Origin of the sequence: Kribbella sp. NPDC051952 (assembly GCF_040680855.1) — a bacterium.
Classification (GTDB): Bacteria; Actinomycetota; Actinomycetes; order Propionibacteriales; family Kribbellaceae; genus Kribbella.
In genome coordinates this window covers 294,925-311,955 of record NZ_JBFAXQ010000001.1, presented here as the reverse complement: position 1 = coordinate 311,955, position 17,031 = coordinate 294,925, and the positions used below count along the sequence as shown (strand labels likewise).

At 67.9% G+C, this 17,031-nt stretch carries 16 protein-coding genes; 10 read left to right on the top strand and 6 right to left on the bottom strand.

Features of this window, described 5'->3' with window-relative positions; translation table 11 throughout:
* Positions 1-7: 7 nt before the first annotated feature.
* Together AB0L70_RS01455 and AB0L70_RS01450 are read right to left on the bottom strand one after the other, a co-directional pair.
* On the bottom strand, positions 8-505 hold the full coding sequence (locus AB0L70_RS01455; RefSeq protein ID WP_363678720.1) for a DinB family protein: 498 nt from the start codon (positions 503-505) through the stop codon (positions 8-10).
* Complete coding sequence (locus AB0L70_RS01450) at positions 502-1,038, bottom strand: DinB family protein (RefSeq protein WP_363678718.1); 537 nt, start codon at positions 1,036-1,038, stop codon at positions 502-504. Before AB0L70_RS01450 ends, AB0L70_RS01455 begins: the two co-directional genes overlap by 4 nt.
* 231 nt (positions 1,039-1,269) lie before the next feature.
* Between AB0L70_RS01450 and AB0L70_RS01445 the strand changes: the two genes are divergently transcribed.
* A complete protein-coding gene (locus AB0L70_RS01445) occupies positions 1,270-1,959 on the top strand; it encodes a DUF433 domain-containing protein (RefSeq protein WP_363678716.1) in 690 nt (229 codons plus the stop codon).
* Between the two features lie 4 nt (positions 1,960-1,963).
* Here AB0L70_RS01445 and paaK read toward each other — a convergent pair whose 3' ends face one another.
* Genes paaK through paaI form a run of 3 tightly spaced genes read right to left on the bottom strand, consistent with a single transcriptional unit; the run spans position 1,964 to position 4,905 of the window.
* Positions 1,964-3,265 carry a phenylacetate--CoA ligase PaaK gene (gene paaK, locus AB0L70_RS01440; RefSeq protein ID WP_363678714.1) on the bottom strand — a complete coding sequence of 434 codons (1,302 nt, stop codon included), beginning with the start codon at positions 3,263-3,265 and terminating at the stop codon, positions 1,964-1,966.
* An 18-nt stretch (positions 3,266-3,283) separates the two neighbouring features.
* Positions 3,284-4,483: a 3-oxoadipyl-CoA thiolase gene (gene pcaF / locus AB0L70_RS01435; RefSeq protein WP_363678712.1), complete on the bottom strand. Its 1,200-nt coding sequence runs from the start codon at positions 4,481-4,483 to the stop codon at positions 3,284-3,286.
* Positions 4,480-4,905, bottom strand: coding sequence for a hydroxyphenylacetyl-CoA thioesterase PaaI (gene paaI, locus AB0L70_RS01430; RefSeq protein ID WP_363678710.1), 426 nt, complete (start codon positions 4,903-4,905; stop codon positions 4,480-4,482). The genes pcaF and paaI overlap by 4 nt, the downstream gene beginning before the upstream one ends.
* 72 nt (positions 4,906-4,977) lie before the next feature.
* On the opposite strand from paaI, the gene paaN reads away from it, so the two are divergent.
* The 9 genes from paaN (at position 4,978) to AB0L70_RS01385 (ending at position 16,772) form a co-directional block, all read left to right on the top strand.
* Positions 4,978-6,645 carry a phenylacetic acid degradation protein PaaN gene (gene paaN / locus AB0L70_RS01425; protein ID WP_363678708.1) on the top strand — a complete coding sequence of 556 codons (1,668 nt, stop codon included), beginning with the start codon at positions 4,978-4,980 and terminating at the stop codon, positions 6,643-6,645.
* Positions 6,638-8,020, top strand: coding sequence for a serine hydrolase domain-containing protein (locus AB0L70_RS01420; RefSeq protein WP_363678706.1), 1,383 nt, complete (start codon positions 6,638-6,640; stop codon positions 8,018-8,020). The genes paaN and AB0L70_RS01420 overlap by 8 nt, the downstream gene beginning before the upstream one ends.
* Positions 8,021-8,033: 13 nt before the next feature.
* Positions 8,034-8,552, top strand: coding sequence for a flavin reductase family protein (locus AB0L70_RS01415; RefSeq protein WP_363678704.1), 519 nt, complete (start codon positions 8,034-8,036; stop codon positions 8,550-8,552).
* Positions 8,553-8,561: 9 nt separating this feature from the next.
* Complete coding sequence (locus AB0L70_RS01410; RefSeq protein ID WP_363678702.1) at positions 8,562-9,593, top strand: zinc-dependent alcohol dehydrogenase family protein; 1,032 nt, start codon at positions 8,562-8,564, stop codon at positions 9,591-9,593.
* A 194-nt stretch (positions 9,594-9,787) separates the two neighbouring features.
* On the top strand, positions 9,788-11,068 hold the full coding sequence (locus tag AB0L70_RS01405; RefSeq protein WP_363678700.1) for an ABC transporter substrate-binding protein: 1,281 nt from the start codon (positions 9,788-9,790) through the stop codon (positions 11,066-11,068).
* 43 nt (positions 11,069-11,111) lie between these two features.
* Positions 11,112-12,011 (top strand): sugar ABC transporter permease, encoded by a 900-nt coding sequence (locus tag AB0L70_RS01400; protein ID WP_363678698.1) that lies wholly within the window; start codon positions 11,112-11,114, stop codon positions 12,009-12,011.
* Positions 12,008-12,916: a carbohydrate ABC transporter permease gene (locus AB0L70_RS01395; protein WP_363678696.1), complete on the top strand. Its 909-nt coding sequence runs from the start codon at positions 12,008-12,010 to the stop codon at positions 12,914-12,916. The genes AB0L70_RS01400 and AB0L70_RS01395 overlap by 4 nt, the downstream gene beginning before the upstream one ends.
* Positions 12,917-13,060: 144 nt before the next feature.
* A complete protein-coding gene (locus tag AB0L70_RS01390; RefSeq protein ID WP_363678694.1) occupies positions 13,061-14,695 on the top strand; it encodes a hypothetical protein in 1,635 nt (544 codons plus the stop codon).
* 292 nt (positions 14,696-14,987) lie between these two features.
* A complete protein-coding gene (locus tag AB0L70_RS01385; protein WP_363678692.1) occupies positions 14,988-16,772 on the top strand; it encodes an NHL domain-containing thioredoxin family protein in 1,785 nt (594 codons plus the stop codon).
* On the opposite strand, the gene AB0L70_RS01380 is transcribed toward AB0L70_RS01385, so the two are convergent.
* The gene (locus AB0L70_RS01380) at positions 16,762-17,010 is read right to left on the bottom strand and encodes a DUF6458 family protein (protein WP_363678690.1); all 249 of its coding nucleotides are present in this window, start codon (positions 17,008-17,010) and stop codon (positions 16,762-16,764) included. The two genes, AB0L70_RS01385 and AB0L70_RS01380, sit on opposite strands and share 11 nt — an antisense overlap.
* Positions 17,011-17,031: the final 21 nt, after the last annotated feature.

The following is a 17,031-nucleotide window of genomic DNA, read 5'->3' as shown; positions in this document are numbered from 1 at the left end:
CCGGTTGCTAGCCGGTCTTACCGTCGATCAATTCCCGCACGATGTCGAGGTGGCCGAGGTGTCGCGCGGTCTCCTCGATCATGTGACAGAGGATGTATCGCACCGACGCCGCGCCCGCCTCACGGGGGACAAGACGCTCCACGTCGTCGAGCGTGAACCCGGCGAGGATCTCGTTGGAGCGCGCGCATTCGGCGTCGTACTCGTCGAGCAGTTGAGCCAGCGGTACGTCGTCGACGAACATCTCCGCGTCCGGATGGCCACCCTCCTTCCACGGGGTCTGACCGGTGTCCGGCGTACCGAGGAGGTTCTCGGAGAACCACGAGTACTCGATCCAGCGCAGATGCGCGACCAGGCCTGCCACGGTCGTGAGAGGGGAGGCGGGCAACAGCTTCCGATGCGCGTCGGCCTCGCTCAGACCTTCGCACTTCGAACGAACCTGTGAACGTTGGTGATCGAGCCAGGCGGACAGTTGTGTCCGCTCGTCACCGGTCTTCGGCGGACTCACTCGAGATCCGCCATCTTCGTGTAGCCGACCCGACCGTCTAGGAGTTCGCGGATGATGTCCATGTGGCCGACATGGCGCGCGGTCTCCTCGATCATGTGACAGAGGATGTAGCGCAGTGAGGCCGCTTCACCTTGCTCGGCGTACGGGCCCTTCTCGACGGTGTCGAGGGAGAGCCCGGCGATCGTCTCGTTGGATCGCGCGCACTCGGCGTCGTACTCGTCGAGCAGCTGGGCCACCGGGATGTCGTCGACGAACATCTCCGCGTCGGGGTGGCCGTCATCGGTCCAGGGGGTCTGGCCGGTGCTCGGGACACCCATCAGGTTGAGCTGGAACCAGGAGTACTCGTTCCAGCGCAGGTGCGCCACCAGGCCGGCCATCGTCATCAGCGGTGACGTGGTCAGAAGCTTGCGGTGGGCATCTTCCTCGGTGAGTCCCGCGCACTTCATCCGGACGAACGAACGCTGCAGATCAAGCCATCCGGTCAGCTGGGTACGCTCGTCGGAGGTCAGCGGTGGACGTGTTACTTCGGTCATTCGAAAGCTCCTGTGTCTACGGAGCTGCCCGCTCTCAGCCGCGGGTACGGCGGATGGGCAGCACGACAGTCTGACTCGACATCGCGCTCACCTCCTCTCCGCTGCCGGGGTGTCGATCCGCCGGCACCAGCACCCTACACAACCCGATCACGGCCCGACACCGGGTTTCCGGGCGGTCGGGTCTGGCACTCTAGGGGGAGACAGCGCCCGCACCGCGCGAAGAGGTGAGACGTGGACCCACGGTTCGACCTGCCGCTCTACACCCGGGCCGAAGTGGCTCTCCACCTCGGCCTCCCGCCGACCACGCTCGGCGACTGGCTCCGATCAGGCGCGCTCGAGTCCCGCAGCGCCGGCCGCGGCGAACCCACGATCACCTTCGCCGGCCTGGTCGAAACCCACATGCTCCGCCATCTCCGCCACGCCGGTCTGTCCCTCCAGGCGATCGGCGAGGCGGCGATCGCGCTCCGCTCCCGCGCCGGCCGCCGTTACCCATTGGCCTGGTCCGGACTGGCCCACGACGGCCGCGACCTCCTGATCGAGATCGCCGCCGAGGGCCGCGAGCCCGGCTGGGAACGCATCCGCGACAGCCAAGGCGGCCTCCCCGGCCTCCTCCGCCGAGGCTCAGCCGCCATCGGCTGGTCCGACGACGGGTACGCCGGAACCCTCCGCCTGGTCATCTACCACGACATCGACGTCACCGTGGACCCGTACCGAGCCTCCGGCCAACCGCTGGTGGACGGCTCGGACGTCCGCGTAGAAGACGTGGTGGACAACGTCCGCACCGGAGCGACGTACCGCGAAATAGCCGCCAAGTTCAACCTGGAAGACTTCGAGGTAGAGGCCCTGATCCGCCCCCACATCCGCCCACCCACTTTCCGCAAGTCCCGCCCCCAAGACCCCCAACCCGACTCCCTCATCTAGCGGGCTACTTGTTGCGGAGGTCTTTTATTCGTTTGGCTTTGCCTAGGGAGCGTTCTAGGGCGTGGGGGGTCAGGACTTCTACGGTGGCGGTTATGCCTACTCGGTCTTTGATTCGGCGGGACAGCACCGCGGCGGCGGCGGCGTGGTCGGTGAGGGTGGGGGTGGCTTCTACCTGGATGGTTAGTTCGTCCAGGCGGCCGGGGCGGGTCAGGACGCAGAGGTAGTGAGGGGTCAGGCCTTCTACCAGGAGGATTTGTTCTTCTATCTGGGTGGGGAAGACGTTGACGCCGCGGACGATCATCATGTCGTCGGTGCGGCCGGTGATCTTCTCCATTCGGCGCATGCCGGGGCGCGCCGTACCGGGGAGGAGTCGGGTGAGGTCCCGGGTGCGGTAGCGCAGGACGGGAAAGGCTTCCTTGGTGAGCGTGGTGAAGACGAGTTCACCCTCGGAACCCTCCGGCAGGACCTCGCCGGTGACCGGGTCGATGATCTCCGGGTAGAAGTGGTCCTCCCAGATGTGGAGTCCGTCCTTGGTCTCGACACACTCCTGCGCGACGCCCGGACCCATCACCTCGGAGAGGCCGTAGATGTCGACCGCGTGGATGCCGGTTCGCTCCTCGACCTCCAGTCGCATCTGCTCGGTCCACGGTTCGGCGCCGAAGATGCCGATCCGCAGCGACGTGTCCCGCGGATCGAGTCCGCGGGCTTCCATCTCGTCCACGATCGACAGGAAGTACGACGGCGTGACCATGATGATCCGCGCCCCGAAGTCGCGGATCAGGTCGACCTGCCGCTCGGTCATCCCGCCGGAGACCGGTACGACGGTGCACCCGAGCCGCTCGGCTCCGTAGTGCGCGCCGAGCCCACCGGTGAACAGACCGTAGCCGTAGGCAACATGACAGATATCGCCCGCACGCCCACCGGCCGCCCGGATCGAGCGGGCCATCAGGTCCGCCCAGTTGTCCAGGTCCCGCTGTGTGTACCCGACCACCGTCGGCCGACCCGTCGTACCCGAGGACGCATGAACCCGCGCCACCTCGGTCCGCGGTACGGCGAACATCCCGAACGGATAGTTGTCCCGCAGATCCTTCTTGGCCGTGAACGGCAGCCGGCTCAGATCCGACAAGTCCCGCAGATCCTCCGGCGCGAACCCCACGCTGTCCAACGCGGCCCGATAGTGAGGCACCCGCGAGTAGGCGCGCCGCACGGTTGACTGGAGCAACGACAGCTGCCGGGACCGGAGCTCGTCCACGGACAGCCGTTCGCCCGCGTCACGCAACTCCTCGGGACACGCGTCACCGAACATCAAGACTCCTAAAAGACGCTAGGGCCGAGCGAGCAGGGTTGCGATGCCCTGCCCGACGCCGATGCACATGGTGGCCAGCGCATACCCGGCGTCGCGGTGGCGAAGCTCCAGGGCGGCGGTGAGAGCGAGGCGGGCGCCGGACATCCCCAGTGGGTGGCCGAGGGCGATGGCGCCGCCGTTCGGGTTGACGTGCTCGGCGTCGTCGGGCAGCCCGAGCTCGCGCAGTACGGCGAGAGACTGCGACGCGAACGCCTCGTTCAGCTCGATCACGCCGATGTCCGACAGCGCAACCCCAGTGCGGTCGAGGAGCTTGCGGGTGGCGGGAGCCGGGCCGATCCCCATGATCCGCGGCGGTACGCCGGCAGCCGCCGTACCGACGATCCGGGCCAACGGAGTAGCGCCGTGCCGCTCGACCGCCTCACCACTCATCACGAGCAGTGCGGCCGCGCCGTCGTTCACCCCGGACGCGTTGCCCGCGGTGACAGTGCCGGGCTGACGGAACGGTGTCCTCAAGCCCGTCAGCGCCTCAAGCGACGTTTCCCGCGGATGCTCGTCGACTTCGACGATCGTGGAGCCACGCTTGCCAGGCACCTCGACCGAAACGATCTCCGCGGCCAGCCGCCCGTTCGCATGCGCCTTGGCCGCCCGCTGCTGCGACCGCAGCGCGAACAAGTCCTGATCCGCACGGGAGATGCCGAACTCCTCGGCAACGTTCTCGGCCGTCTCCGGCATCGAGTCGATCCCGTACTGCGCCTTCAAGGCCGGATTCACGAACCGCCAGCCGATCGTGGTGTCGAAGACCTCCGCTTGCCGCGAGAACGCAGTCGTTGCCTTAGGCATCACAAAAGGTGCCCGCGACATCGACTCGACCCCACCGGCCACGACGATGTCGTTGTCTCCGGCAATGATCGACCGGGCCGCCGAGGCGAGCGCGTCCAGGCCCGACCCGCACAGCCGGTTGATCGTCGTACCAGGAACCGAGACCGGCAGTCCGGACAGCAGCACCGCCATCCGGGCCACATTGCGGTTGTCCTCACCGGCCTGGTTCGCGCACCCGAGGATCACGTCGTCGATCTGCGCCGGGTCGATCGCGGTCCGGTTCAGCAGCGACGAGATGACATGGGCCGCGAGGTCGTCGGGCCGCACGGCCGAGAGTGCACCGCCGTACCGTCCGATCGGCGTACGGACGCCATCGACCAGGAACGCCTCACGCGTCATGAATCCTCCGGGATGATCGTGCCGGACAGTTGGCGGCTGCGGCCGCGGAACTCGGCGATCACGTCGTCGCCGCGCCGGACCGTCACGTCGTAGATGGCGTTCCGGCCGAACGGCGTCCGCTCGGTCGCCTCGGCGACGAGTACGTCGCCACGTTTGGCCGGTGCGACGAAGACGATGTCGCAGGCCTGGGCGACCGTGACCTGGTTGCGTGAGTTGCACGCGAAGGCGAACGCGGAGTCGGCGAGACAGAACACGAATCCACCATGCGCGATTCCGTGCCCGTTGACCATGTCGTCGCGAACCGGCATCTCGACCCGGGCCGTACCGTCACCGACGTCCACCAGCCGCATGCCGAGGCCCGCGCTGGCGGTGTCCTCGGCCCACATCGCCGCGGCCACCCGCGCCGCCAGTTCGTCACCCATCCAGCTGCCCTCTCGAGAAGGAGACTTGTGACACTCTATTGCCGGTTACATCAGCGACTGTAACATCGCCCTATGACCGATCTGCTCGCCGCTCATCGTGACCGTCTCGACGCCGCTCTGACCGCCATCCACGGCCGCGGGTATTACTCGGCCTTCCCGGAGTCGCCGAGCCCGCGGGTGTACGGCGAGACCGCGGCAGCCGACGGCAAGTCCGCCTTCGAGGCCCACCTGGGTACGACGTACGCCCTCGAGACCCCCGGATCACGCGGCACGGTCGTCACCGAGGCATCGCCGTTCGGGATCGCGCTGGACGTCTCCTACCCCCGGATGGTCGAGGACGGCCTGGACGAGCTCCTGGCGGCCGCGCAGAAGGGTATGGCGGACTGGCGTCGCGCTGGGATCGACGCTCGTACGGGCGTCTCCCTGGAGATCCTCGACCGGCTCCACAAGCGGGTCTTCGAGCTGGCCAACGCGGTCCAGCACACGAGTGGTCAAGCGTTTGTGATGGCGTTCCAGGCCGGCGGCGCGCACGCGCTCGACCGCGCGCTGGAGGCGGTCGCGTACGCGCACGAGGAGATGAACCGGTACCCCACCGACGCGGTCTGGGAGAAGCCGGCCAAGGGCGACCCGATCCGGATGGAGAAGACGTTCACCGTCACCGGCCGCGGCGTCGCGCTGGTGATCGGCTGCAACACCTTCCCGACCTGGAACTCCTGGCCCGGCCTGTTCGCCTCCCTGGTCACTGGCAACGCCGTGGTCGTGAAGCCGCACCCGCTCGCCGTGCTGCCGCTCGCGATCACCGTCGAGGTGTGCCGCGAGGTGCTCGCCGAGGCGGGTTTCGACCCGAACCTGGTCACGCTGGCGGTCGAGCGGGCCGGCGACGGTCTGGCCAAGCCGCTCGCCCAGCGCCCCGAGGTCAAGCTGATCGACTTCACCGGTGGCAGCGAGTTCGGCGAGTGGCTCGAGCAGAACGCCACCCAGGCCACCGTCTTCACCGAGAAGGCCGGCGTCAACGCGGTCATCATCGACTCCACCGACGCGTTCAAGGCGCTCACCAACAACCTCGCCTTCACCCTGAGCCTCTACTCCGGCCAGATGTGCACGACCACCCAGAACCTCTTCATCCCCGCCGGCGGTATCGAGACCGACGAGGGCCACAAGTCGTTCGAGGACGTCGGCGCCGGGATCGCCGGCGCGATGGGCAAGCTGCTCGGCGACGACGCCCGCGCGGTCGAGATCCTCGGCGGCATCGTGAACCAGGCCGTGATCAGCCGGCTCGAGCTCGCCCCCGAGTACGGCGACGTCGTACTGGAGTCGCGCGCGATCCAGCACCCGGCCTTCCCGGACGCCGTGGTCCGGACCCCGCTGCTGGTCGCGATCGAGGCCAAGGACACCGAGGTGTACGGGCGTGAGTGCTTCGGGCCGGTGTCCTTCCTGGTCAAGACGGCCGATACCGCCGAGTCGATCGACCTCTTCCAGAAGACCGTCACCGACGGTGGCGCGATGACCGCCGGGATCTATTCGACCGACACGAAGGTGCTCGACGAGGCCCGCGAGGCCGCCCTCGACGCCGGCGTCGCACTGTCGGAGAACCTCACCGGTCAGGTGTTCGTGAACCAGTCGGCCGCGTTCAGCGATTTCCACGGCACCGGGGCCAATCCGGCCGCCAACGCGACCTACACCGACGGCGCCTACGTTGCGAGTCGCTTCCGCGTCATTCAATCTAGGCGTCATGCCTGAAGCTCTGGATTCCGACGGTCTGCGCGAAGTTCTCACCTACTACGACAGCTGGCTGGCGTTCAATCAGCACTATCTCCGCATCCCCGGCGTGCAGGTGGCGGTGGTCGCAGCGGGTTCGGTCGCGTTCTCGGCGGCGTACGGCGTGGCCGATGCGGAGAACGACGTACCGCTGACCGAGCAGCACCTGTTCCGGATCGCATCACACTCGAAGACGTTCACCGCGACCGCGGTGCTGCAGCTCGTCGAGCAGGGGAAGCTGCGGCTGGACGACCAGGCCTCGCAGCACGTCACCGAGATCGTCGGTACGACGCTTGGTGACCGGACCGTCCGTGAGCTACTGGCACACGCCGGCGGGATCACCCGGGACAGCGTGGCGGCGGACTGGTGGCAGCTCGACACCAGCTTCCCGGACCGGGATCAGCTGCTCGCGGTCCTGCGGGAGGAGTCGTCGGCGGTGCTTCCGGAGAACGAGCGGTTCAAGTACTCGAACATCGGTTACGGCCTGCTCGGTCTCATCATCGAGGCGGCGGCGGGGACGTCGTACAACTCCTACGTCCAGCAGGCGATTGTCGACAAGCTCGGACTGACCGAGCTCGGGCCGGAGCTGGACCCGGCACGGTCGAGCGAGTACGCCGCCGGCTACAGCGCGCTGGCGTACGCCGACCGACGGGTGCCGATCGAGCACGTCGACACCCGTGCCCTGGCCGCCGCGACCGGCTTCTTCGGCAACGCGCGAGACCTGGCGACCTACTTCTCCGCCCACCTGCCCGGTGACGATCGACTCCTCACGGACAAGTCGAAGCGCGAGATGCAGCACCCGCTCTGGCAGACCACGGACAAGGACTGGCCGAGGTACGGGCTCGGTCTCCAGATCGCGAAGGTCGGCGAGCGCCGGCTGTTCGGACACGGCGGTGGCTATCCCGGGCACATCACCAGGTCCCTGGTCGACGGGTCGGCCGGGATCGCGGTCTCCGTCCTCACGAACGCGATCGACGGCCCGGCGCAGCAGCTCGCCGAGGGGTTCTTCAAGCTGCTGGATCTGGCTGGGTCGAAGGACCGGCCGGCGGACGTGGCGGGCCTGAGCCGGTTCACCGGCCGGTATGCCAATCTCTGGGGCGTCAGTGACATCGTCCAGCTCGGTGGCCGCCTGTACGGGCTCGACCCGACCGGCGGCGATCCCGCGGACCAGCCGACCGGCCTCGAGGTCGACGGCGACTCGCTGCTCGTGACCGAGGACTACAGCGGCGCCTACGGTCAGCGGTACCAGTTCACGTTCGACGCGGAGGGCAGGCCGGAGACGGTCCGCCACGCGATGGGACTCAGCGCGTACCCGCTCGACCGCTTCACCCTGCCGGACCGGGTGACGGTGCGCTAAGTACCGTGCAGTCATGACGATCCACGGTGATCACCCGTTCATGTCGCCCGAGTCCGAGCGGAGTCCGGTCCGGCGGTTCCGCGGGCGACTGCCGTCACCGGTCGGCCTGTGGACGACGGCGTACGACGGGAAGCGGGCCGGGCTCACCGTGTCGTCGATGCTGGTCGCCGACGGCGAACCCGGATTCGTCGTCGGCCTGATCGACCCGGACTCGGACCTCTGGGAAACGTTGCGGGAGGCAAGGACCGCGGTGGTGTCGTTGCTCGGCGCGCCCCATCAACAGGTCGCCGACGCGTTCGGCTACGTCGCGCCGGCACCCGGCGGTCCGTTCCGCCTGATGGAGTGGACCGACACGTCCTGGGGCCCGGCCCCGGTCGGCGTCAGCACCTGGGCCGGCTGCACGCTGGTCACCCCTGACCCGCCCGAAGTCGGCTGGGCCCTCCAGGTCCAACTCGAGATCGCCCACGTCGAGCTCGCCGCGGACGAGATTGTCCCACTGATCCACCGCCGCGGACGCTACGTGACGATCTAAGCTCAGCTCATGCGTGCCACCACGATCTACGCGCCGTTCGATGTCCGGCTGGAAGAGGTCCCGGATCCCAGCATCGAGGGACCTACGGACGCGCTGGTGAAAGTAGTTGCCTCGTGCATCTGTGGGTCGGACCTCTGGCCGTACCGCGGCGACCCCGCGGTCGCCAAGCCGCGCCGGATCGGCCACGAGTTCGTCGGCCTGGTCGAGGCGGTCGGCTCCGACGTTCGCACGGTCAAGCCCGGCGACTTCGTGATCGCGCCGTTCGTGGTCAGTGACGGCACCTGCCCGCACTGCCTGGCCGGCTACCAGACCGCCTGCCAGAACATGGTCGGCTACGGCACCGACAAGGCCGACGGCGGCCAGGGCGAGTACGTCAAACTCCCGTACGCCGACGGCACGCTGGTGGCCACGCCCGAGGTGCCGGACGATGCGCTCATCCCTTCTCTGCTTACGCTTTCCGACGTCATGGGCACGGGCTGGCACGCCGCTCGCGCGGCCCGGGTGAAGGCCGGCGACACGGTCGTCGTGGTCGGTGACGGCGCGGTCGGACTCTGCGGCGTACTCGCGGCTGCCCGGATGGGTGCCGAGCGGGTCGTCGCGTTGTCGCGGCACGAACCCCGGCAGAAGCTGGCGAAGGAATTCGGTGCCACGGACATCATTTCCGAACGTGGTGACGCGGCGAAGGACGCCGTACTCGAACTGACCGACGGGGTCGGGGCGGACGCAGTACTGGAGTGTGTCGGGACCGGTCAGGCGATGACGACAGCCTTCGAGGTCGCGAGGGCCGGTGCCACCGTCGGTTTCGTCGGCGTACCGCACGGCGTGGAGCCGCCGATCCGGACGATGTTCCAGCGTAATGTCGGCCTCGCCGGTGGAGCGGCGCCGGTACGGCGTTATCTGCCGGACCTCATGTCCGACGTCCTGGCCGGGGAGATCAACCCCGGCAAGGTGTTCGACGCGGAGCTGCCGCTCGCGGAGGTGGCCGACGGCTACAACGCGATGCACGAACGACGCGCGATCAAGGTGATGTTGCGCCCCTAAGCTGCGCGAACGTGTTCGCCGGCACCCTTCCGGCGTCGGATGTGCGCGCTCTCACACGCTTGAAGTGCCCGGGGTCACGGCTGCGCAACGCGCCTGCGCGGAACGTTGACACCCGGCAGGCCTCGCCCCAGAGTGGGGCCGTCAAGGGGGCAACGTTGTCAGGGCGGCTCCACCCAAGTGATCGGAGATTGAACATGCGTGGTGGTCTGAGTAAGACCCTCGCGGTGCTGAGCGCGGCGGGGCTTCTCGCGGTCAGCGCCTGCGGGAACAGCGACGACAGCGGAAGCAACGGTGGGGGCGCGTCCGCGAACAAAGACGTCACAGTCTTCACCTGGTGGGCCGACGGTGGCGAGAAGGCCGGTCTGGACGGCATGGTCTCGGTGTTCAACACCGAGTGCAAGGACTACAAGTTCGTCAACTCCGCGGTCGCCGGTGGTGCGGGCTCGAACGCCAAGCAGGTGCTGGCCAACGACCTGCAGGCCGGCAAGCCGCCGTCCACGTTCCAGGCGCACGCGGGTGCCGAGCTGAGCGACTACATCAACGCCGGCCAGGTCGACGACATCAGTGATCTGTACAAGGAGTTCGGCCTGGACAAGGCCTTCCCGCAGAACCTGATCGACAACCTGACCGTCGACGGCAAGATCTACTCGATCCCGGCGAACGTGCACCGGGCGAACATGGTCTGGACGAACCCGGCCGTGATGAAGAAGGCCAACCTCGACCCGGCCACCGGTCCGGCGAGCGTGGACGCGTGGATCGCGGACATGGACAAGCTGAAGGCCGCCGGAGTGAAGACGCCGCTGGCCATCTCCAAGGGCTTCGCGCAGGAGATGGTGCTCGAGGTCGTGCTGCTGGCCGAGCTCGGTCCGGACAAGTTCACCGGCCTGTGGAAGGGCGAGGGCTGGGACGGTGCCGAGGTCAAGGCGGCGCTGGACAAGTACAAGAAGCTGCTGTCCTACACCAACGTCGACCGCGAGGCGATCGACTGGCCGGACGCCCTGCAGTACCTGAACAAGGGCCAGGCCGCCTACTTCGTGATGGGCGACTGGGTCGCCGCGCAGCAGCTGGCCAACAAGGTTGCGGACACGGCCTACACCTACTGGCCGGCCCCGGGAACCGCGGGCAACTTCCAGTACCTGTCGGACTCCTTCACGCTGCCGACCAACGGTGCGGACCCGGATGGTGCGAAGTGCTGGCTGAAGGTCACCGGCTCGGCCGACGGCCAGAAGGCGTTCAACACCAAGAAGGGCTCGATCCCGGCCCGTTCCGACGCCGTACCGGCTGACTACCCGAAGTACCAGCAGTCGGCGATGGCGGACTGGAAGAAGGACAAGATCGTGCCGTCCTGTGCGCACGGTGCAGCCTGCACCCTGGGCCAGAACAACGACATCCTGTCCGCGCTGAGCCAGTTCAGCGGCAGCCAGGACGTCGCCAAGCTGCAGTCGGCGCTCGGCACCGCGACGAAGCCGAGCTGATGCGCGTCGAGTTGAGGATCGCTGTCTGGACGGTGGGCTGAGCATGCACGGAAGAATCCGCACCTGGGGCCCTGGCGCCCTGGTGCTGCTGCCGACCGTGCTTCTGCTCGGGTACTTCGTCTACGGGCTGATCGCTTGGTCGTTCAACACCTCGCTGACCAATCGGCACACGGCCCGCAAGGGCCCGGCCGAGTACGTCGGGTTCGAGAACTACGCGCACCTGTTCGGCGAGGACCGGTTCCTCAACTCGCTGAAGAACCTCGGCGTGCTCACGGTGGCCTTCATCGTGGGCACGCTGATCTTCGGCCTGATCTGGGCACTGCTGCTGGAGAAGGGCGTGCCCGGCGAGTCGATCTTCCGGTCGATCTACCTGTTCCCGATGGCGATCTCGATGATCGCCTCGGGTGTGGTCTGGGGCTGGTTGCTGAACCCGTCCCAGGGCGACGAGGCCCGCGGGCTGAACCGGTTGTTCTCGATTCTCCACCTGAATTTCCTGGAGAATCCGTGGTGGACCGCGGGTAGCCGGTGGACGACGATGGCGTCGATCGCACTCCCTGCGGTCTGGCAGCTGTCCGGCTACATCATGGCGCTGTTCCTGGCCGGCTTCCGGGGAATCCCGCCGGAGCTGCGCGAGGCGGCCCGGGTGGACGGCGCGTCGGAGTTCAAGCTGTACCGGCACGTGCTGTTCCCGCAGCTGTCGCCGATCGCGCTGTCCGCGCTGATCATCCTCGGCCACATGTCGCTGAAGCTGTTCGACCTGATCTACGCGATCACCGGGCCGAACCAGTTCCGTACCGAGGTGCCCTCGGTCTACATGTGGAACACCCTCTTGCGCAGCGACCAGGCCAAGGCGGCCGCGATAGCCATTGTTCTGCTGGCCGTCGTCGCCGTCCTCGTCATCCCGTACATCGCGTACACCGTCCGGCAGGAGAGTGAGGAATGAGCGTCGACGCCACTGCTGCCGCGACCGGCCAGGCCGCGGCGGCGATCCGCCGGAAACCGCAGAAGCGCGGGGTGATCGCGGACGGATCGACCAGGCGCAGCCGGACGGTGCGCTACCTCCTGCTGCTGCTCTTCCTGGTGTTCGTGCTGATCCCCGTGTACGTCGTACTGGTCACCAGCTTCAAGACCTCCGGTGACACCACGGCCGCGTCGCAGTGGTCGTTGCCGGAGACTTGGACGCTGGACCCGTGGCGCAAGGCCTGGGACGTCCTGCAGCCGTACATGATCCGATCGCTGTCGCTGGCGATCCCGGCCGCGATCATCTCCTCGCTGATCGGGTCGGCCAACGGGTTCGTGCTGGCCCGCTGGCGGTTCCCCGGCGCGAACATCGTGTTCGCGTTGATCCTGTTCGGCATGTTCATCCCCTACCAGGCGGTGATGCTGCCGCTGCGGACGACGTTCACCGAGCTGGACGTGACCCGGGGTGTGCCGACGCTGATCCTGGCGCACTGCATCTACGGTCTGCCGATCTGCACGCTGATCTTCCGGAACTACTACGCCACCATCGTTCCGATGGAGATCATCGAGTCGGCCCGGGTGGACGGCGCGGGGCTGGTCCAGACCTACCTCCGGATCATCCTGCCGATCTCGATCTCCGGGTTCGTGGTGACGCTGATCTGGCAGTTCACCTCGGTCTGGAACGACTTCCTGTTCGCGCTGTTCCTCACCCAGCAGAACAACGGCCCGGTGACCCTGGGCCTGGCCGCGCTGTCCGGCGGTCAGAAGGTCGACTACGCGGCCAGCATGGCGGGCGCGCTGATCACCTCGTTCCCGACGCTGCTGGTCTACATCCTGCTGGGCCGCTGGTTCATCGGCGGCCTGATGGCAGGTGCCCTCAAGGGCTGACTCCGGTACGCCGTTCTGCCGCGGCCCGTGCTCGTGATGAGCACGGGCCGCAACCGTCCGGTGACGGCGTGTTCCGGTCGAGTTGTCCACAGGACGCGCGCAGCGGACTGCGGGGGACTGCTGCTGGGCGGTAACCTCACGGAGGTGACCAAGTCTCCACGCGGCCGGAACGGACGGCCCAGCCATTTACGGCTGGTCGGGTCCACTCCTGGCCCGAACCACGGACCGACGGCGGGTGTCGATGTCGACATCACGCCGAGCGTCGCCGTGCTGGAGACCCTGCTCGAAACGCTTACTCTCGACCTCGCCGCCGCCCCGAGCGCGCTGCACCCGGTGATCGCGGAGGCCTCGGTGGCGCGATCCGCGGCGATGCTGGCGGACCAGTTGTGGCCGGCCGGTCGTCCGGACGAGATCGGCGAGGTGGAGCGATTCTTCTGGGCCGACGCCGCCCGCGTGCTCGGTGAGCGCCACGACGTGGATTCCTTTGTGCTGTTGACTTCGCTGGCCCGGACGGTCGGGCCGGCCGGGCGGTTGCCGCTGCAACGGGCTCATCTGTCCCGGGTGCGGACCGAGCCGATGGTCCCGGACTGGGTGAGCCGGATCGCCGGGTTCCGGCTGACCAGCGCGATCGTGTCGGAGGACATCACCGGCGACGGACTGAGCGTCGTACTCGACTATGACGACGAGCAGCATCCGCACACCGTGGTGGTGTTCATCGACAACAATCTCGGCGCGATCGTGAAGGACGTGTTCGTCGGGCCGCCGGTGGACCGGGTGCTGGAGGCGTATCAGCGCGGCGGCCGGGTGACGATCCGGACCGTGCGTCCGTCGACGGCGGCCGGGATCATCCTGCAGGCGCTCGGCGAGACCAACGACTACGACGATCCGCCGGTGAGCGAGGACTTCGAGTTCTTCTCCGGACTGCTGGTGAACCGGCTGACCCAGTTGCCGGAGCGCCCGGTCCGACCACCGATCCGGCCGTTGCTGTCACCTCGCCAGCGGGATCAGCTGGTGGAGGAGTTCCTGGCGTCGCAGCATGCGATGGGGTTGGCGGAAGATGCCGCCGACATCGTCCGGCTGTGGATCGACCACGCGGTGGATCACACCGTCGGCGGTCCGTTGCGGGTCAGCGCCGTACTGGTGGAGTTGTTCCTCGCGCACTGGTTGCCACGCAAGGTGCTTGCCGATAGCACTTATTTTGAAGCCGTTCCGCAGGTGGTGAAGGCGTGGCTGGAGTTCGCCGGCGAGCGGACGCAGTTGCCGCTGGACGCCATCGAGGAGGCGGTCGACGCCGTTGATGTGTGGTCGCCCGCGCTGGAAGCGGCCGCGATGATCGATCCGGTCGGCTCGAAGCCGGGGGAGCGGGTCTTCCTCGACGACACCACCAACGACCTGGAAGACGCCTACCGGGCGCTGTCCGGCCTGGGTTCACCCCCGCAGCCGGACCTGAACGGTCTGGACAAGTCCCAAGCCGCCACGCTCTCCGTCCTGGCCCCGCACGCCTGGCTGATGGCCGGCGAGACCCTCGGCAACGCGTACGCCCCCGACGCCTTCGACATCGCCGAACGCCTCGTCCGCGACGCCCCCGAGCTCCTCGCCAAGGCCCGCCTCTCCACCTGGCCCCGAGCCATCGTCTGGCTCCTCGCCCACCGCCACCGCCTGGTCGGCCCCGGCGAACCCCTCACCCCCTACGCCCTCGCCGCCGACCTCTCCTCATCCCCGGCAACCCTCCGCAAAACCGCCAAACTCCTCACCGACACCCTCATCCTCCCCCGCTGACCCGGGGCGTGTACCGACCAACGGGTAGTGGTCGGCTTAACCTCCTCCGACTGGCCAGTGCCGAGCGTGAACCCCTCGCCAGATCCTCGGTCCGGTTGACTACTACCCGTCCGTCGGTACAGCGCCCCACGCATCGAACACGAGGCCGGATATCCCTTCGCGGCATGGGGTTGTTGATATGAGGAGGGAGAACCCACAACGGCAGGGGATAACCGCCGCTGTTGCAGGCAGGCGGGATTCCGGATGGCGGGCGGGTGATGGGTGGCGTTGAGTGGCGTCGGACAATGGGGGTATGCATGTTCGTGCGCCGGAGCTCAGGGGTCGTGGGTGGTTGAACACCGGGGGACGGGAGCTGAAGCTCGCGGACTTCCGGGGGCGGTTCCTGCTGCTCGACTTCTGGACGTTCTGCTGTATCAACTGCCTGCACGTGCTGGACGAGTTGCGGCCGTTGGAGGAGAAGTACGGCGATGCGCTGGTGATCGTCGGGGTGCACTCGCCGAAGTTCGCGCATGAGGGCGAAGAGGCGGCCGTCCGGGCTGCGGTCGAGCGGTACGAGGTGGCCCACCCGGTGCTGGACGACCCCGACCTGGTGACGTGGCAGAACTACACCGCCCGCGCCTGGCCGACGCTCGTTCTCGTCGACCCCAACGGTTACATCGTCGCGCAGTACTCGGGTGAGGGCCACGCCCACGCTCTGGATGCACAGCTCGAGGAGCTGATCGCCGAGCACGAGAAGGCGGGCACGCTGACGCGGGGCAAATCGCCGTACGTCGCTCCTGCCGCGGAGCCCACCGACCTGCGGTTCCCGGCGAAGGTCGTTGCGCTGGACAACGGGTTCCTGGTCGCGGACGCCGGCAACCACAGCATCGTCGAACTGGAAGCGGACGCCGAGACCGTCGTACGGCGGATCGGCACCGGCGAGCGTGGTTTCGTCGACGGCGGCGCGTCCGAGGCGCGGTTCGCCGAGCCGAACGGGCTGACCCTGCTGCCGGACGACGTAGCCGCACGACTCGGGTACGACGTTGTCGTCGCGGACACCGTGAACCATGCGCTGCGCGGAATCGCCTTGCAGTCCGGCGAAGTCACCACACTCGTTGGCACCGGCAAGCAATGGATGGACGGCGACGGGACGGACGTCCTCAGTTCACCGTGGGACGTCGCCTGGTGGCAGGACAAGGTGTGGATCGCGATGGCCGGCGTTCACCAGTTGTGGACGTACGACCCGTTCACCAAGGTGACAGAAGTTGCCGCCGGCACCACCAACGAAGGCCTGAAGGACGGCCCGCCGGCCGGGGCGTGGTTCGCGCAGACGAGCGGCCTCGCCGTGGATGGCGACCGCCTCTGGCTGGCTGACGCGGAGATCTCCGCACTGCGCTGGATCGACACCGAGGTACACACCGCCGTCGGCACCGGGTTGTTCGACTTCGGCCTGCGCGACGGCAAGGCGAGCGAGGCGCTGCTCCAGCACCCACTCGGGGTGACCGCGCTCCCGGACGGCTCGATCGCGATCGCCGACACCTACAACGGCGCCGTACGCCGGTTCGACCCGCGCACCGAGGTGGTCGACACGATGGCGACCGGACTGGCCGAGCCCAGCGGAGCTGTTGTCGTGGGCAACGAACTGCTCGTGGTCGAGTCGGCCGCGCACCGGCTGACCCGGATCCCGTTGGGTGCGTCCGCGACCGCGGACGAGTTCAGCACCCGGACGCAGCGTCCACCGATGGAGATCGCGGGTGGCGAGGTGACGCTCGACGTCGTGTTCACCCCGCCGCCCGGACAGAAGCTGGACGAGCGGTACGGCCCGTCGACGCGACTGCTCGTGTCATCGACCCCGGAGAGCCTGCTCCGCGAAGGCGCGGGCGACTCGACCGATCTGACCCGCCGGCTCGTGATCGACGAGCGGGTCGGGGACGGTGTCCTGCACGTCGCCGTACAGGCTGCTTCGTGTGACGACTCGGCCGAGGTCGAGTTCCCCGCGTGTCACATGCACCGGCAGGATTGGGGCGTGCCTGTCCGCGTCACGCCGGACGGCTCCGCCCGGCTCGAGCTGGTGCTGTCCGGAGCGTCTACTCCTTGATGTCGCGGTGGTGCTCCTCGACGACCCGGTACTCCTCCTCGACCGCGGGGTCGATCGCGTCCGTGTCGACGCGCCGGCGCCGGTTGGTGATGTAGAAGGACAGGGCGATGCCGGCGATTCCGGCAACGATCAGGATGTAGCCCACCGCCGTCAGATCGACCGCGTCCCACGAATCCCGGACCGCGAACGCCAGAATGGCGCCCACGACCATCAGAAAGATCCCGACACCGATGCTCATCCGAGCCTCCTCATGAAGTCG

What these genes read in the sequence shown, in the direction of transcription:
- paaK (WP_363678714.1), bottom strand. Translation starts at nt 3,265, where the DNA reads ATGTTCGGTGACGCGTGTCCCGAGGAGTTGCGTGACGCGGGCGAACGG.
- AB0L70_RS01385 (WP_363678692.1), top strand. Translation starts at nt 14,988, where the DNA reads ATGCATGTTCGTGCGCCGGAGCTCAGGGGTCGTGGGTGGTTGAACACC.
- pcaF (WP_363678712.1), bottom strand. Translation starts at nt 4,483, where the DNA reads ATGACGCGTGAGGCGTTCCTGGTCGATGGCGTCCGTACGCCGATCGGA.
- AB0L70_RS01420 (WP_363678706.1), top strand. Translation starts at nt 6,638, where the DNA reads ATGCCTGAAGCTCTGGATTCCGACGGTCTGCGCGAAGTTCTCACCTAC.
- paaI (WP_363678710.1), bottom strand. Translation starts at nt 4,905, where the DNA reads ATGGGTGACGAACTGGCGGCGCGGGTGGCCGCGGCGATGTGGGCCGAG.
- AB0L70_RS01450 (WP_363678718.1), bottom strand. Translation starts at nt 1,038, where the DNA reads ATGACCGAAGTAACACGTCCACCGCTGACCTCCGACGAGCGTACCCAG.
- AB0L70_RS01405 (WP_363678700.1), top strand. Translation starts at nt 9,788, where the DNA reads ATGCGTGGTGGTCTGAGTAAGACCCTCGCGGTGCTGAGCGCGGCGGGG.
- AB0L70_RS01415 (WP_363678704.1), top strand. Translation starts at nt 8,034, where the DNA reads ATGACGATCCACGGTGATCACCCGTTCATGTCGCCCGAGTCCGAGCGG.
- AB0L70_RS01395 (WP_363678696.1), top strand. Translation starts at nt 12,008, where the DNA reads ATGAGCGTCGACGCCACTGCTGCCGCGACCGGCCAGGCCGCGGCGGCG.
- AB0L70_RS01400 (WP_363678698.1), top strand. Translation starts at nt 11,112, where the DNA reads ATGCACGGAAGAATCCGCACCTGGGGCCCTGGCGCCCTGGTGCTGCTG.
- paaN (WP_363678708.1), top strand. Translation starts at nt 4,978, where the DNA reads ATGACCGATCTGCTCGCCGCTCATCGTGACCGTCTCGACGCCGCTCTG.
- AB0L70_RS01380 (WP_363678690.1), bottom strand. Translation starts at nt 17,010, where the DNA reads ATGAGCATCGGTGTCGGGATCTTTCTGATGGTCGTGGGCGCCATTCTG.
- AB0L70_RS01410 (WP_363678702.1), top strand. Translation starts at nt 8,562, where the DNA reads ATGCGTGCCACCACGATCTACGCGCCGTTCGATGTCCGGCTGGAAGAG.